Here is a 13,928-nt window from a genome sequence, read left to right as displayed (position 1 = left end):
TCCTGACGCTCGCGCCGTCCTGCAGCAGGTGGGCGCCGAGTGAACCGCGTTTACCTAAAAAACGCGCGATCTCTGACTGCGCTTCTGCGAGCTCTCAATTGGTTCGGCGACAGCTTCTTTGAGGCCGGCTGCCGCTTGGGCCGCAAGCCCACGGGCCGCCTCCTGTGAATCTTGAAATTCCTCGAGTGCATAAACTCTACCCCACCGCAGGGTGAACACGTGGAGACCACGGTTGACGTACGCGTCGCTGTTGAGCAGCGTTGCGGTGGCGTCCCACTGGGCAAACACGGTGGTGTGCCACGGCCAGCCTTTCACCCAGATGTTGTTGACCGTGATATGGAGAGTGGGCTGGACGCGGCCGAGACGCTCAAACCAACGGCGCAGGGCTTCTTTGTTATGGCGCTCACCAGCAAGCGCGTGGGCGCCGGAAACGCGGTGATGGACATCCGGCGCGACCGCTTTTACCGCGTCATCCCAGCGATGGTTGTTGACGTGGTCGAAGGTCTTTCGGATTTCTTTCTTAACAACGTAGCTGTATAGCATTTGCCGTCCTCCGACGGTGATCGCGGAAAGATTGAAGCTCGTTAGTTTCCCTTGTTTTCAGACGCAGTCCTGACGCGAGCGCCCTCCTGGAGGAGGTGAGCGCCGAGCGAAACAACCCGATCATCAGAGCTCAATCCGGAGATCACGGCGGTTTCGCTGGTCAGACGTGCAAGCTTGACGGGCCGAAAGTGTACGGTCGACGTACCGCTGTCGAAGACCCAAACGCCGGTCGTTCGGCCGTCATCGAGCACAGCTCCCAGCGGCACCTGGACTTCCGGCCGAGTCTCCTGGCTTGCAAGGCGAATGGTGACCGTCGCTCCAAGCGGTGCCGCCGCGGCTTCCGCGTCGAGCACATAGCGGGCCTCATAGGTGCGGGTCTGGGCATCGGCGGAATCCGACAGCTGCCGGAGATGTGCCGTATAGCGGCGCCCATCGTTTCCATACAGGCTGGCCTCGGCCACCGACCCGATCGCCGGTCGGATTGTTTCGGGAAGCGCGACCACCGCTTCGCGGGGACCGGCCTTTGCGATCCGAACGACTGTTTGGCCAGCCGAGACGACCTGCCCGGGCTCGCCAAGCGTTTCGATCACCGTTCCGTCCGCATCCGCCACCAGGACCGAGTAGGTCGCCTCATTCTCGGCGACCCGCGCATCCGCTTCGGCGGTGGCGAGTTGCGCCTCGGCCGTATCCAACGCGGCCTTCGCTTGCTCATAGCGCTGTCGGGAAGCCCATCCGTTGCTCACCAACTTGGCGTATCGCTGTTCATCCGCGTCGGTCTGAACAACAGATGCACGCGCTGCAGCAACGGCATTGCGCTTCGCGGTGACCGCAAGGCGAAGGTCGGTTTCGTCGATCCGCATCAGCGGCTGACCGGCTTTGACCTGCTGACCGGTGTTCACAAGCCGTTCCACGATCTTGCCGGCGACGCGAAACCCGAGGTTGCTCTGCACCCTCGCCCCGATGATGCCCGTGAAGCCGCGTTCGGATCCGCTCACTCGCGCTGCCGTCACCAGGCTGACCATCGGCGGCTCCTGCCTCGGGTCACGAGCCGCGGAAGCTTCTTGGGCGGGAATGGCAAGAGTAGCGAAGACGGCCGCTCCGGACGCCGCGATCGCGATACCTGCCAAGACCAAAAGTCTGCTCTTTCTCATTGCCATCTCCAGGCCACTTAGATTTCGTTCGAACTCTATAATGCAGTTAGATTTCGAGCGCAATCTAAATTGGAACACTGACGGGAATGTGATCTTCAGAAAAACCGCTCTTTTCGACCCAGGAAACGCGAGATTCAGCCGTGCCACTTGATAGATTGCGTCCGCACTCTATCTAAGATATAGAGTTCGACCGAAATCCAAATGGAGGTCCAAGATGCGGGTGAGTCGCATTCAAGCCGCGGAGAACCGCCAGACCGTGATCAATGTGGCGAGTCGCCTCTTCAGGGAGCGCGGCTTTGACGGCATCGGCCTTAAGGATCTGATGAAGGGTGCCGGGCTAACCCAAGGCGGCTTTTACAAGCAGTTCGCGTCAAAAGAGGATTTGGCGGCAGAGGCATCCAGGCGGGCATTGGAGAGCGCCTCCCGCCGATGGTCGGACGCGGCCGCGGAGAATCCTGATGATCCGCTTGGCGCGGTGATCGCGTTCTACCTCAGTGCCGACCATCGCGAAGAAAAAATGGACGGCTGCCCGATCGTGGCGCTCGGCTCAGATGCCGCTAGACAGGGGTCCGACGTGAAAGCGGCATTCGAAGCGGGAATCAAGGCGCATCTCGAAGTCCTCGGCCGCTTCATTGCGGAGACCGACGGCGAGGCGTCCAGTGGCAAGGCCATGGCCATTCTCTCGACGATGGTCGGTGCGGTGACGCTATCGCGCGTCGTCAACGACCCCGATCTGGCTCAGGCTCTTCTGAACGCGGCGGTCGAACAGGTTCGCGAAACCGCTGCCGCTTGAAAGATCGTCGCCTTCAAAGCAGAGAGAGATCGAATGCGTAGCGCGACTGAAGTCAAACCAAGTCTGCTCAAGATATCGGATACGCTAAGCGTACGTTTTCAAAAGATCGGCAGCGGGCCTCCGCTGCTTCTGATACATACCATCCGGACGCAGCTCGAATATTTCCGCAGTCTGGCGCCCCTTCTCGCGAGATCGCACACGGTGTACGCCATTGACCTCCCAGGCCACGGACACTCACCAATAGATCCAGACGCGAGCTTCGACGAGCCCTACTTCAGGCAGACCGTCATTCGTTTCATCGAGGAGCTAAACCTGTCGGCCGTTACGATTGTTGGCGAGTCGATCGGCGGGACATTGGCCCTTACAGTGGCGGCGTCGCTTCCGCAGCGGGTGAAGCGGGTCTATGCGATCAACCCCTACGACTACGAGACCCGCTACGGGGACGGCATTCGACGCGGCAACTGGTTTGCGAATTTTATCATCGGAAGTTTGCAGATCCCGGTGCTCGGCGCGATGAATGCATCGCTCGAAAACAAGATGGTCCTCGGCAAGATCATGGGCGGCGGATATCACGACCCGCGCAAACTGCCGACCGATTTGCTAGCCGAGTTCGATGCAGTAGCTCACCGCCCGGGATACAAGCGGATCGCACGCAAAGTGCTGGCAGGCTGGCGATCCTGGAGCAAGGCACGCGATTACTATCGGCAAATCTCGGCGCCTGTGACCCTCATTTATGGCGATAGCGATTGGTCTCGGCCAAATGAACGCGAACGCACACGGTCGCTGATTCCTGCCTCGCAGGTGGTGACGCTCAAAAATACCGGCCACTTCTCGGCTGTTGAAAATCCGTCGGAGCTGGCTCGCGTGATATTGAGACAGAATGACCGCAATGATCAACACAAGAGCGTGCCATCACGTTCAAGCCCTTGAGAGCTTGAATCACTGGGCGGAAGTCTACGCATAATGATCCGCGCGACGAATACATGTTTGGGCGGGAATAGCGTGTTGCGAACGTCGTTTCGTCCCTGAACGGATGTTCGACAAGAGCCTTCGCAAGCAGATGGGATTGCCGGCTTAAACCGGTAGCCAAGCCGAATTCGAAAGTCATTGATCATGCGTCGCGTCGTCGTTACTGGATTGGGATTAGTATCACCGCTGGGTTGCGGCAGCGAATTGGCATGGTCCCGGCTGCTCTCGGCCCGCTCAGGACTTGCCGCACTCCCGGAGTGGGCGGCCACCCTTCCCGCACGAGTTGCCGGAATCGTCCCAACGAAAGCCGACGACCCATACGGTGGTTTCGATCCGGATGTGATCGTTGCCCCCAAAGATCAACGAAGGATGGATCGCTTCATCCTGTTCGCATTGGCCGCCACGGCTGAGGCCACAGCGCAAGCGGCATGGATGCCTTCCGACGCACATTCGCTGGAGCGCACGGCGACCGTGGTCGCATCGGGCATCGGAGGCTTTCCAGCGATCGTCGAGGCGGTTCGCACCACCGATCAGCGCGGTGTTAAGCGCCTCTCGCCCTTCACCGTGCCGTCCTTTCTGGCAAATCTCGCGGCCGGTCATATCTCCATCCGCTACGGCTTCAAGGGTCCCATCGGTACGCCGGTCACCGCTTGCGCCGCGAGCGTGCAGGCGATCGGCGATGCCGCACGCCTCATCCGAACCGAAGAAGCGGATGTTGCAATTTGCGGTGGCTCGGAAGCCTGCATCGATCTCGTGAGCCTCGGCGGCTTCGCCGCCGCCCGGGCTCTTTCGACGGGCTTCAACGAAACGCCAGCGCGAGCGTCCCGCCCCTTTGACCGCGACCGCGACGGCTTCGTCATGGGCGAAGGCGCCGGTATTCTCGTCATTGAAGAGTTGGAACACGCGCTCCGGCGCGGCGCCCCACCGATCGCCGAAATCGCCGGCTATGGCACGACCGCTGATGCCTACCACATCACGTCAGGGCCCGAGGACGGCGACGGCGCGCGCCGCGCCATGGAAGGCGCCTTGCGGCAGGCCGGCCTTAAGCCCGGTGACATCCAGCATCTCAACGCCCATTCCACTTCGACGCCGGTTGGCGACGTTTCTGAACTGGAAGCGATCAAGACCGTATTCGGCCGCGATGGAAAGGTTGCCGTGAGCGCCACCAAATCGGCAACCGGTCATCTGCTCGGCGCCGCCGGGGGAGCGGAAGCGATCTTCACGATCCTCGCGTTACGCGACCAGGTCGCGCCGCCCACTCTTAATCTCGAAAATGGCGACCCGGCCGCTGATGGCGTCGACCTCGTGGGCCGCGAGACCAGGCGCATATCTATGGAGCATGCGATTTCGAATGGATTCGGCTTCGGGGGCGTCAACGCCAGCGTCATCTTTCGACGTTGGCGATGACCAAGCCTGAGCCGGATTGGTCACCAGCGACCGACCTGCGCTTGGGACGGCCCGATCGTCCGACCTCGGCATCCTCGCGGCCTTAACCGCTTGCTGCGCGTCATTCCCAACGGCTCATTGCGCGTCGCCATGCTGCGGGCGAGTGCTTCACGTCTCCCGCACTATCAAGTGTAGGAAGTCGCCGAAACTCTTAGGCTGGCGTGAAAAATCAGCCCGACAGGCGCCTCGCCATTTACGTGATCCGAACCCAGGCGCCATTGCTCGCGGATGAGTTCACCGCAGCTTCGATGAACTTCACGCCGGCGAGGCCATCCTCGACCGTTGGGAAAATCACCGCCGGATCGGGCGGTTTGCCGGTCTGTGCTGCGCGGATCGCGCGCGCTGCGTCAGTATAGATTGTTGCGAACCCCTCAAGGTAACCCTCGGGATGCCCCGCTGGCACGCGGGTGAGACGGCCCGCCCCGACCAAGGCGCCGGCACCGCCGCGGGTGAGGAGTTGCTTGGGCTGCCCATAGCGGGTGAACCACAGATGGTTCGGATTTTCCTGTACCCATTCGAGGCCGCCCTTGGTCCCATAGACGCGCAGCGTCAGGCCGTTCTCATTGCCGACCGCGACCTGACTCGCCCAGAGCATACCTCTGGCACCTCCCTTCCACTTGAGGAGGATCTGAACGTCGTCATCGAGACGCCGGCCGCCAACAAAGGTCGAGAGTTGGGCGAGAAGTTCGTCAAGCTCAAGTCCGGTGACGAAGCAGGCGAGATTGTAGGCGTGGGTGCCGATGTCGCCGATGCATCCGCCAGGGCCGGATCGGGTCGGGTCCGTGCGCCACGCGGCCTGCTTATGGCCGCTTGCCTCTATTCGCTCCGTCAACCAATCCTGCAGGTATTCGGCCTGCACCAGCCGGATCTCGCCGAGATCGCCGTTCGCGACCATGACGCGGGCCTGTCGGACCATGGGATAGCCCGTGTAGTTGTGGGTCACGACGAAAACCCTGCCCGTCTTCCTGACCAGTTCCACCAATTCCTCTGCCTCGGCGACGGTCGTCGCCAGCGGTTTGTCGCAGATGACGTGGATGCCGGCTTCAAGGAAGGCCTTGGCGACCGGGCCGTGCAGGTGGTTGGGGGTCACGATCGAAACCACGTCGATCCCGTCGGGGCGCGCGGCCTCCGCCTTCGCCATCTCTTCGAAGGAGCTATAGGCGCGGTCGTTGGCGATACCAAGCTCCTTCGCCGAGGCCTTGGCTCGGGCCGGATCCGACGCCAACGCGCCGGCTGTCAACTCGAACTGGTCGTCGATACGCGCGGCAATGCGGTGGACGGCACCAATGAAAGATGCCTGGCCGCCGCCAACCATGCCTAACCGGATACGACCATGACCGCTAGCCTCGCTGCTTGCCTCAATAGCCATTCTTCTTCCTCGCTCAGGAGATGCCAAGCATCTTGCGGTTCATCTGGTCGTCGGTGCTGGAACCTGCGAAATCGTCGAAGGCCTTCTCCGTCACTCGAATGATATTTCTTTTGATAAATTCGGCGCCCTCGCGCGCGCCTTGCTCAGGATGCTTCAGCGCGCATTCCCATTCCATCACCGCCCAACTGCCGTAATCGTACTGCGTGAGCTTGGAGAAGATCGCGCCGAAATCGACTTGACCATCGCCCAGTGAGCGGAATCGGCCGGCACGATCGACCCAATTCTGGAACCCGCCGTAGACTCCCTGGCGGCCCGTCGGGTTGAACTCCGCATCCTTGACGTGGAAGGCTTTGATGCGTTGGTGATAGATATCGATGTAGTCGAGATAGTCGAGCTGCTGCAGCACGAAGTGCGACGGGTCGTAGAGCAGGTTCGCGCGCGTGTGGCCATTCACTCGCTCGAGAAACATCTCATAGGAGACACCGTCGTGCAGGTCCTCGCCTGGATGGATCTCATAAGCGAGATCAATGCCGTGCTCCTCCGCATAATCAAGGATCGGCTGCCAGCGCCTGGCGAGCTCGTCGAAGGCGGCCTCGACGAGGCCTGCCGGACGCTGCGGCCAGGGATAGACATAGGGCCAGGCCAATGCGCCGGAGAAGGTCGCCTGCGCCGTAAGCCCGAGGCGCCGTGAGGCGCGGATCGCGCGCTTGACCTGGTCGACGGCCCACTCGGTGCGCGCCTTCGGATTGTCCCGCACCTCCGGCACGGCGAAGCCGTCGAATACCGCGTCATAGGCCGGATGAACCGCGACGAGCTGCCCCTGGAGATGGGTCGAGAGTTCGGTGATGGAAAGCCCGTGACCGGCTGCAATCCCCTTCACCTCATCGGCATAGTCCTGGGACTCCGAGGCCTTGCCGAGGTCGAAGAGCCGCCCATCCCAGCTCGGGATCTGAATTCCCTCGTAGCCAAGCGAGGCGGCCCATTCGCAGATCGCGTCAAGGGAGTTGAACGGCGCGGCGTCGGCGGTGAACTGAGCGAGGAATATCCCTGGTCCCTTGATCATCTTCATGAAGTGCTCCTTCTTCCCTGGATGCTCCAGTAGCGCGTGCCCGCTGAGCTCGACATCTTACCAAAACTCGAAAACCGCTCCGCAGAGGAGGCATACAAGTGGTCATCTCCCTCGAAGATCACGGCAATCCTTGTGCGGTCTGGGGCAGAGAGTGCCATGAAGGATCAGGATGCGCATGCAGAATAGTGCCCGTCGTTGCCTTTCCGCCCCTTCGAAGGCGAGCAGCGCCGCCACTGAGTCGAAGAGCATCCAGTTGAACGGCGGCGCCCGCTACGACCGTGGTGTGTTTTGCTGCCGGACGGTGCTGGAGATTATTGGTCGGTCGCGGGGGATGGAGCGTTCTCAATCCGGTACCTCAACAGTACTACACCACCTTCTAGGACTTGGTTGCTCTCCAGTGTCATGGCGGTGACGGGAGCGCGTTGATCGCACTCGGCCTCGGTGGAATCGAACACGCTTGGCGCACCTTTCGCGCCATCCACCGCAGTGCGCAGGATCAGATTGAGTTCGTCAACCAATCCGGCTCGCAGAAAGGCGCCATTTGTGCCGCCTCCACCCTCGAGCAGCAGGCGCTTCACGCCGAGTTCGCGATTGAGAATATCCAGCGTGAGAGCAAGGTCGAGTTGGGATTTGCCGGCGAAGATGTAGGACACGCCTTCGCCGCGCAGGCCCGCCAAGTGCGCCTCTGAGATATCTTCCGAGAGGACGACCACGATTGGATCGCCGCCGATGTCAGCACGGCCCCAGGCGATCTTGCCATGGGCATCGAGCACGACCCCATACGTTTTGGCATCGCGCCCTGCGAACCAGGGCTTTCGTGGAAAGGTCTCCTTCGTCGCAGCGGGGTACGGCTTGCCTTTGGCGAATTCCTGCCCTGTCACGCGGCCGATGAGCCAGGCATCACCGGCGAGTTCATCATGCACCCGCTCGAACACGTCCCCGCCCGCTCCCTTCGGGCGCCAGCGGCTTGGCAGCGTCCGACCATCGACGCTCGCGGCCATCAGGCAAATTACGTACGGTTTCATTGACTCGCTCCGCGAGGCTAAGTTCCGGTTTTGCTCGTCACTGATCATCTCCGTCTAAGTCACGGGCTTCCGTTCAGTGAGTCCTGGTCGACCTTGCCGTCCACAATGCGACGCTTCTTCATCGGATGAGATAGATCGTTACTTCGATCGATCCTGGAACGTTCAGTGTTTCCAGGCCTGATTCGATCTTTCCCAGTTGGCCACCATTACAATGGCGGCGCCAAGGCGGTGGTGCCCCATCATATGGGAAAGAAAGATACCGACACGATTACCGGCAAAGCATGGTCCCGCGGCAGCCATCATTACAGCGGCGGCCCAAGGAGCGACCCTCATCACATCGGACCGCAATAACCATCGGGCGTTGACGCGGCGCATGTACGTCGCGGGTTGGCTATTCGCCTTGGCGTCTTGCAACTATTCCCGCGCAACATTGTTGTCACGGGGCGGGATAGACAACTTAGCGTACATGCATCCACTATCTGAGCTTCTTGTTGCCGCGGGAGTTTGGCATGCGAGAAACGTCACCCGAGCTTTCGCTGACGAGCCGAGAACTGGACCTTATCGACCGATACTGGCAGGCGGCGAACTATCTTTCGGTCGGACAAATCTACCTGCTGGATAACCCCCTTCTTCGCGAGCCGCTTCAAGCCAAGCACATCAAGCCGCGATTGCTCGGCCATTGGGGAACAACGCCCGGGCTGAACTTCATTTATATCCATCTCAATCGCTTGATTCGCGCTCACGATCTCAATGTGATCTACGTTTGCGGTCCGGGGCATGGCGGGCCTGGCATGGTTGCAAACACCTATCTGGAAGGCAGCTACAGCGAGATCTATCCCGACATCACCCGCGACGCAGAAGGGATAGCAAAGCTGTTCCGACAGTTCTCTTTTCCGGGTGGCATTCCGAGCCACGCTGCGCCCGAAACACCCGGTTCGATCCACGAAGGCGGCGAACTCGGCTATGCGCTTGTCCACGCCTTTGGCGCGGCATTGGACAATCCAGACCTGATCGTGGCTTGCGTTGTGGGCGACGGTGAAGCGGAGACCGGACCGCTCGCCGCCGCTTGGCACTCCAACACGTTCTTGAATCCCCTGCATGACGGAGCGGTGCTTCCGATCCTGCATCTAAATGGCTACAAGATCGCTAATCCAACTGTGCTTGGCCGGATGACCAACGAGGAAGTGAAGAACCTCTTCTGTGGTTACGGATACGAGCCGTTATTCGTCGAAGGTCATGAACCGGCTGCAATGCATCGGATGATGAGTGAGACGCTGGAGACCGCTCTCGACCGCATCAGGCACATCCAATGGGCGGCGCGTGAAGGCCATACGACCGATCAGCGCCCGCGATGGCCTGTCATCGTGCTGCGAAGTCCCAAAGGCTGGACCGGCCCCAAGGAAGTCGATGGACTGAAGGTCGAGGGCTTCTGGCGTGCCCATCAAGTACCGATTGCCAATCCGCGGGGTAACCCGAAGCATCTGGAACTGCTGGAACAATGGATGCGCAGTTATCAGCCCGAACTGCTTTTCGAGGCTGAGGGCCGCCTGCAATCAGAATTGCAGGCGCTCGCGCCGAGCGGCGATCGCCGGATGGGTGCCAATCCACATGCCAGTGGCGGGCTACTGAGACGCGAACTCAAGCTGCCTGATTACCGCGACTATGCCGTTGACGTTTCGTGTCCCGGCGGTTCACGCGCGGAAGCAACGCGTCAAGCCGGCCAGTTCTTGAGAGACGTCGTTCGGCTAAACAGTGACGCGCGCAACTTCCGCATCATGGGACCTGACGAAACCGCTTCGAACCGCCTCGATGCGGTCTTCGAAGTAACGCATCGCGTCTGGATGGAAAGCATCGAGCCTTACGACACCAATCTCGCGCGTGATGGTCGCGTGATGGAAGTTTTGAGCGAACATCTCTGCCAAGGCTGGTTGGAGGGCTATCTGCTGACCGGCCGGCACGGCCTGTTTTCCTGCTATGAAGCGTTCATCCACATCGTGGATTCAATGTTCAATCAGCACGCCAAATGGCTGAAGGTAGCGCGTGAGCTGCCGTGGCGGCGGCCAATCGCTTCACTCAATTATCTCCTGACCTCGCATGTCTGGCGGCAGGATCATAACGGGTTCAGTCATCAAGATCCCGGCTTCGTCGACCTTGTCGCAAACAAAAAGGCGGATATCGTCCGGATCTATCTCGCGCCGGATGCAAACACGCTTCTATGGGTGGTCGACCACTGTTTACGAACATATGATCGAATCAACGTTATCGTTGCTGGCAAGCAGCCGGCACCGCAATGGTTGACGATCGAGCAAGCTGCTACACATTGCGCGGCCGGCATCGGTATCTGGACATGGGCGGGCAACAAGACCGAGGGAGGCGAACCCGACGTCGTGATGGCCTGCGCAGGCGACGTTCCAACCCTGGAGACGTTGGCTGCCGTCGATCTGTTGCGGAAGGCCCTGCCCGAACTGAGGATCCGCGTTGTCAACGTCATCGACCTGATGACCCTGCAGCCAAAAAGCCAGCATCCGCACGGCCTTGATGATCGGGAATATGACGTCATATTTACCCGCGATAGGCCCGTGATCTTCGCATACCATGGCTATCCCTATCTGATCCATCGACTGACCTATAAGCGGTCAAATCACGATCACATGCACGTTCACGGTTTCGAGGAGGAAGGCACAACGACCACGCCATTCGATATGGCCGTACTCAATCGCCTGGACCGCTTCCATCTCGCCATCAATGTGATCGATCGTGTGCCGGGGCTGAGCATGATGGCCGCACATATACGTCAGCAATTTCGCAACAAGCTGATCGAGCACACGCACTACGTCCGCGAGCATGGTGAGGACATGCCTGAGATCCAGCAGTGGAGCTGGCCCTACAAGACTGCCGCCGAAGCCGGCGACTGACCACGAAAGCGTCTGCTCAACTCCGAGGGCGCCGATGATGTCCGATACCATTCTCGTCTTCAATGCAGGCTCCTCCAGCATCAAGTTTGCGCTGTTCGAAACCTACGACCGGGGCGATCCGCGATTGTTTTGCAAGGGTCTGCTCGACGAAGATCAAGATGAACCGCGATGCGTCGTGAAGGATGCCGGCGGGCACGTCGTGCTCGAAATACACTGCACTCAGTCGGAAGCGGCCGATGGTGGATTATTTGGCTATGTTCTCGACTGGGTAGAAGGCCAAGGAAAGGCGCTCATTGCCATCGGACACCGCATCGTCCATGGCGGCAGCCATTTCACGTATCCCGTCCGGGTATCCCTGGAAGTCATTGAGGCGTTAGACGGACTAACGCCGCTCGCGCCGCTACATCAGCCCCGGTGCCTGACCCCGATACGCAAGATCAGTTCGTTGCGGCCTAACCTGCCGCAGATCGCGTGCTTTGACACCGCCTTCCATCACGGTCTCAAGCCACCGGTCAGCCGCTTCGCCCTTCCCCGAAGTTTGGAGGAGATCGGTATTCGGCGCTATGGCTTCCATGGACTATCCTATGAATATGTAGCGAGCCGACTAGCCGGTCTCTCGCCCTCCCTCGCTGCAGCCCGCACAGTCGTCGCGCATCTTGGTAACGGCGCGAGCCTTTGCGCGATGCAGAACGGACGGAGCGTCGATACCACGATGGGCCTGACTGCCCTGGATGGCGTTGTCATGGGGACGCGTTGCGGGGCGATCGATCCCGGCGTGTTGCTGTATTTGCAGCAGGCGATGCAGATGTCTGCTGCCGACATAGAACGTCTCCTTTATCGGGAATCCGGCCTCCTTGGAGTGTCCGGCATCTCCCACGACGTTCGCACACTGCTTGCCAGCACCGATTGCCGCGCCGCGGAGGCGCTCGATCTCTTCGCATTCAGTATCGCCCGGCAAATATCGACGATGGCCAACAGTCTCGGTGGGATGGATTGTCTGGTATTCACTGGCGGAATCGGTGAACACGCCAGTGCGGTTCGGGCAGCCGTCTGTGTCCGGCTGCGATGGCTGGGTGTCGAACTCGACGGTAAAGCCAATGAGCTTTCCAGGACCCGGATCAGCTCCAAAAATAGCCGAATTGACATCCGCATTATCCCAGCCGACGAGGAGATTGTGATCGCTCGACACTGCTCTACGCTGGTAGCCGGAGCGTAATGACCAAGATGCAGGGCTGAGGCGGCTCGACCTTATGATCCTTGCGGTTCGGCAATCCACTCTACGCTTCCGCCAAGCGAGGTGACCAAGGGCGCAAGCGTGCCCGATTGAGTCCCGCCCCGTTCGTTCGATCGCTGGCTAGCCGCCGCACTTTGGCAGAAGATTGGACACATCTCCAACCAGCGCCGGCATGACCTGCTCCGCCGTACGCTTGCCCGTCACTAGGCCCTCTATATGGTGCTTGATCACCTCGATAATTTTCAGCGAATTGTCACCTGGAAAAGACGCCCATTCCGTCAGCAACGGTAGTTGCTGGATACTGGTCAGGTGATTGGGACTCTTTCTATAGAAAGCGCCGAGCAGGTCCGGCGTCTTCACGGCGATCTCGTTGCCGGGCATATAGCCGGTGGAATTGACCATCGCGGTCTGGCCGACCGGCCCGGTGACGAACTTCACATATTTCCAGGCGGCCTTCTGGCGTTCGGCGTCCTTTGCGAAAACCATAGCGACGTTTCCGCCTGCGGGAAGGCGCCCGCCTGTGACGGCGAGCGGGAAGACGACGGTTTTGAACTGGAACCGACCGCCGATCTGCCGTTCGGCCGCGGCCACATAGGATGTGGAATCCGCGAGTATCGCGATATTGCCGGCGATGAATGATTGCCGGGCCTGACCGAGCCCAAGGTTTGGCATGCCCGATCTGCCGAAAGCTTCGAGCGTCTTCAGCGCCCACATCCCGTTTGCGTCGTCGAAGGCGATACCGCACCCATCGGCCTTGAGAATACGGCCGCCTTTGCTCGTCACCAGCGACTGGAATAACCAGTTGCCGGTTTGCTCCCACTGATAATAGAAGCCGGTAGCCGCAGTACCCGCTTTCGCCTCAATGTTCTTGCCCAGAGCCAGAAGCTCCGGCCAGGTTTTTGGCAGCGCTGACACATCGGTGCCAGACTTTGCGAGCAGATCAGCATTCACATAGAGCACCGGCGTCGAGATAGCGAACGGCAGTCCGTAGAGCTTGCCCTTGTATCTTCCGAGTTCCGCAAGCGTCGGGTAATAGCCAAGTTCGGCAAGCCCACCGTCTGCCGCCGCGAATCCGTCCAGCGGCGCGCCTAATCCTCGATCCACGAACAGGCCAATTTGGTTGATCCCGTTGAAGGCCACATCCGGCAGGCGACCGGTGATCTGGTCACGCAGGATCTGTTGCGCGGCCTCCTCGTAGCCCGCTGCGGGATTGCGGAACTTCACCTTGATGTCGGGGTGCGCCTCGGTGAACCGCCTGGCCAATTCCTGATGAAGCGCATTGAAGGTACCGGGTGTGGTGTAGAGCACGTCGAGCGTGACCTCGGCCCGCGTAGAAGTCGCACCGACTGCCACGAGGGCAGCGGCGCCGGCCAGCATTGGACAAAGTCTGGTTACGATTCGATCAATCACGGAC

At 60.3% G+C, this 13,928-nt stretch carries 11 protein-coding genes; 5 read left to right on the top strand and 6 right to left on the bottom strand.

Annotated elements, in window-relative coordinates:
• Positions 1-54: 54 nt before the first annotated feature.
• Both KJQ96_RS04170 and KJQ96_RS04165 read right to left on the bottom strand, forming a co-directional pair.
• Positions 55-543 carry a nuclear transport factor 2 family protein gene (locus KJQ96_RS04170; protein WP_213285427.1) on the bottom strand — a complete coding sequence of 163 codons (489 nt, stop codon included), beginning with the start codon at positions 541-543 and terminating at the stop codon, positions 55-57.
• Between the two features lie 41 nt (positions 544-584).
• Positions 585-1,694, bottom strand: a complete 1,110-nt coding sequence (locus KJQ96_RS04165) for an efflux RND transporter periplasmic adaptor subunit (RefSeq protein WP_213285426.1) — start codon at positions 1,692-1,694, stop codon at positions 585-587.
• A 214-nt stretch (positions 1,695-1,908) separates the two neighbouring features.
• Here KJQ96_RS04165 and KJQ96_RS04160 point away from each other — a divergent pair, with 214 nt between their 5' ends.
• The 3 genes from KJQ96_RS04160 (at position 1,909) to fabF (ending at position 4,863) form a co-directional block, all read left to right on the top strand.
• Positions 1,909-2,487, top strand: coding sequence for a TetR/AcrR family transcriptional regulator (locus tag KJQ96_RS04160; RefSeq protein WP_213285425.1), 579 nt, complete (start codon positions 1,909-1,911; stop codon positions 2,485-2,487).
• A 33-nt stretch (positions 2,488-2,520) separates the two neighbouring features.
• Positions 2,521-3,417 carry an alpha/beta fold hydrolase gene (locus tag KJQ96_RS04155; protein ID WP_213285424.1) on the top strand — a complete coding sequence of 299 codons (897 nt, stop codon included), beginning with the start codon at positions 2,521-2,523 and terminating at the stop codon, positions 3,415-3,417.
• Positions 3,418-3,600: 183 nt separating this feature from the next.
• Positions 3,601-4,863: a beta-ketoacyl-ACP synthase II gene (gene fabF, locus KJQ96_RS04150; protein ID WP_213285423.1), complete on the top strand. Its 1,263-nt coding sequence runs from the start codon at positions 3,601-3,603 to the stop codon at positions 4,861-4,863.
• 232 nt (positions 4,864-5,095) lie between these two features.
• Here fabF and KJQ96_RS04145 read toward each other — a convergent pair whose 3' ends face one another.
• From KJQ96_RS04145 to KJQ96_RS04135, 3 genes are all read right to left on the bottom strand, one after another.
• The gene (locus KJQ96_RS04145) at positions 5,096-6,271 is read right to left on the bottom strand and encodes a Gfo/Idh/MocA family protein (protein WP_213285422.1); all 1,176 of its coding nucleotides are present in this window, start codon (positions 6,269-6,271) and stop codon (positions 5,096-5,098) included.
• 13 nt (positions 6,272-6,284) lie between these two features.
• Positions 6,285-7,340, bottom strand: coding sequence for a sugar phosphate isomerase/epimerase (locus KJQ96_RS04140; protein WP_213285421.1), 1,056 nt, complete (start codon positions 7,338-7,340; stop codon positions 6,285-6,287).
• A gap of 311 nt (positions 7,341-7,651) precedes the next feature.
• On the bottom strand, positions 7,652-8,365 hold the full coding sequence (locus tag KJQ96_RS04135; RefSeq protein WP_213285514.1) for a dihydrofolate reductase family protein: 714 nt from the start codon (positions 8,363-8,365) through the stop codon (positions 7,652-7,654).
• A 509-nt stretch (positions 8,366-8,874) separates the two neighbouring features.
• Here KJQ96_RS04135 and KJQ96_RS04130 point away from each other — a divergent pair.
• Complete coding sequence (locus tag KJQ96_RS04130; RefSeq protein ID WP_213285420.1) at positions 8,875-11,280, top strand: phosphoketolase; 2,406 nt, start codon at positions 8,875-8,877, stop codon at positions 11,278-11,280.
• A gap of 34 nt (positions 11,281-11,314) precedes the next feature.
• On the top strand, positions 11,315-12,496 hold the full coding sequence (locus KJQ96_RS04125) for an acetate/propionate family kinase (RefSeq protein WP_309142361.1): 1,182 nt from the start codon (positions 11,315-11,317) through the stop codon (positions 12,494-12,496).
• Positions 12,497-12,634: 138 nt separating this feature from the next.
• On the opposite strand, the gene KJQ96_RS04120 is transcribed toward KJQ96_RS04125, so the two are convergent.
• Positions 12,635-13,891, bottom strand: a complete 1,257-nt coding sequence (locus KJQ96_RS04120; protein WP_213285419.1) for an ABC transporter substrate-binding protein — start codon at positions 13,889-13,891, stop codon at positions 12,635-12,637.
• Between the last annotated feature and the right edge of the window lie 37 nt (positions 13,892-13,928).

Origin of the sequence: Bradyrhizobium sp. sGM-13 (assembly GCF_018398875.1) — a bacterium.
Classification (GTDB): Bacteria; Pseudomonadota; Alphaproteobacteria; order Rhizobiales; family Xanthobacteraceae; genus Bradyrhizobium.
The sequence above is the reverse complement of the archived record's forward strand: the minus strand, read 5'-3'. Positions and strand labels throughout refer to the sequence as shown.

Excerpts from the sequence above, each read along its gene's own strand:
- KJQ96_RS04170 (WP_213285427.1), bottom strand. The coding sequence starts at position 543 with ATGCTATACAGCTACGTTGTTAAGAAAGAAATCCGAAAGACCTTCGAC.
- KJQ96_RS04165 (WP_213285426.1), bottom strand. The coding sequence starts at position 1,694 with ATGAGAAAGAGCAGACTTTTGGTCTTGGCAGGTATCGCGATCGCGGCG.
- KJQ96_RS04160 (WP_213285425.1), top strand. The coding sequence starts at position 1,909 with ATGCGGGTGAGTCGCATTCAAGCCGCGGAGAACCGCCAGACCGTGATC.
- KJQ96_RS04155 (WP_213285424.1), top strand. The coding sequence starts at position 2,521 with ATGCGTAGCGCGACTGAAGTCAAACCAAGTCTGCTCAAGATATCGGAT.
- fabF (WP_213285423.1), top strand. The coding sequence starts at position 3,601 with ATGCGTCGCGTCGTCGTTACTGGATTGGGATTAGTATCACCGCTGGGT.
- KJQ96_RS04145 (WP_213285422.1), bottom strand. The coding sequence starts at position 6,271 with ATGGCTATTGAGGCAAGCAGCGAGGCTAGCGGTCATGGTCGTATCCGG.
- KJQ96_RS04140 (WP_213285421.1), bottom strand. The coding sequence starts at position 7,340 with ATGAAGATGATCAAGGGACCAGGGATATTCCTCGCTCAGTTCACCGCC.
- KJQ96_RS04135 (WP_213285514.1), bottom strand. The coding sequence starts at position 8,365 with ATGAAACCGTACGTAATTTGCCTGATGGCCGCGAGCGTCGATGGTCGG.
- KJQ96_RS04130 (WP_213285420.1), top strand. The coding sequence starts at position 8,875 with ATGCGAGAAACGTCACCCGAGCTTTCGCTGACGAGCCGAGAACTGGAC.
- KJQ96_RS04125 (WP_309142361.1), top strand. The coding sequence starts at position 11,315 with ATGATGTCCGATACCATTCTCGTCTTCAATGCAGGCTCCTCCAGCATC.
- KJQ96_RS04120 (WP_213285419.1), bottom strand. The coding sequence starts at position 13,891 with ATGCTGGCCGGCGCCGCTGCCCTCGTGGCAGTCGGTGCGACTTCTACG.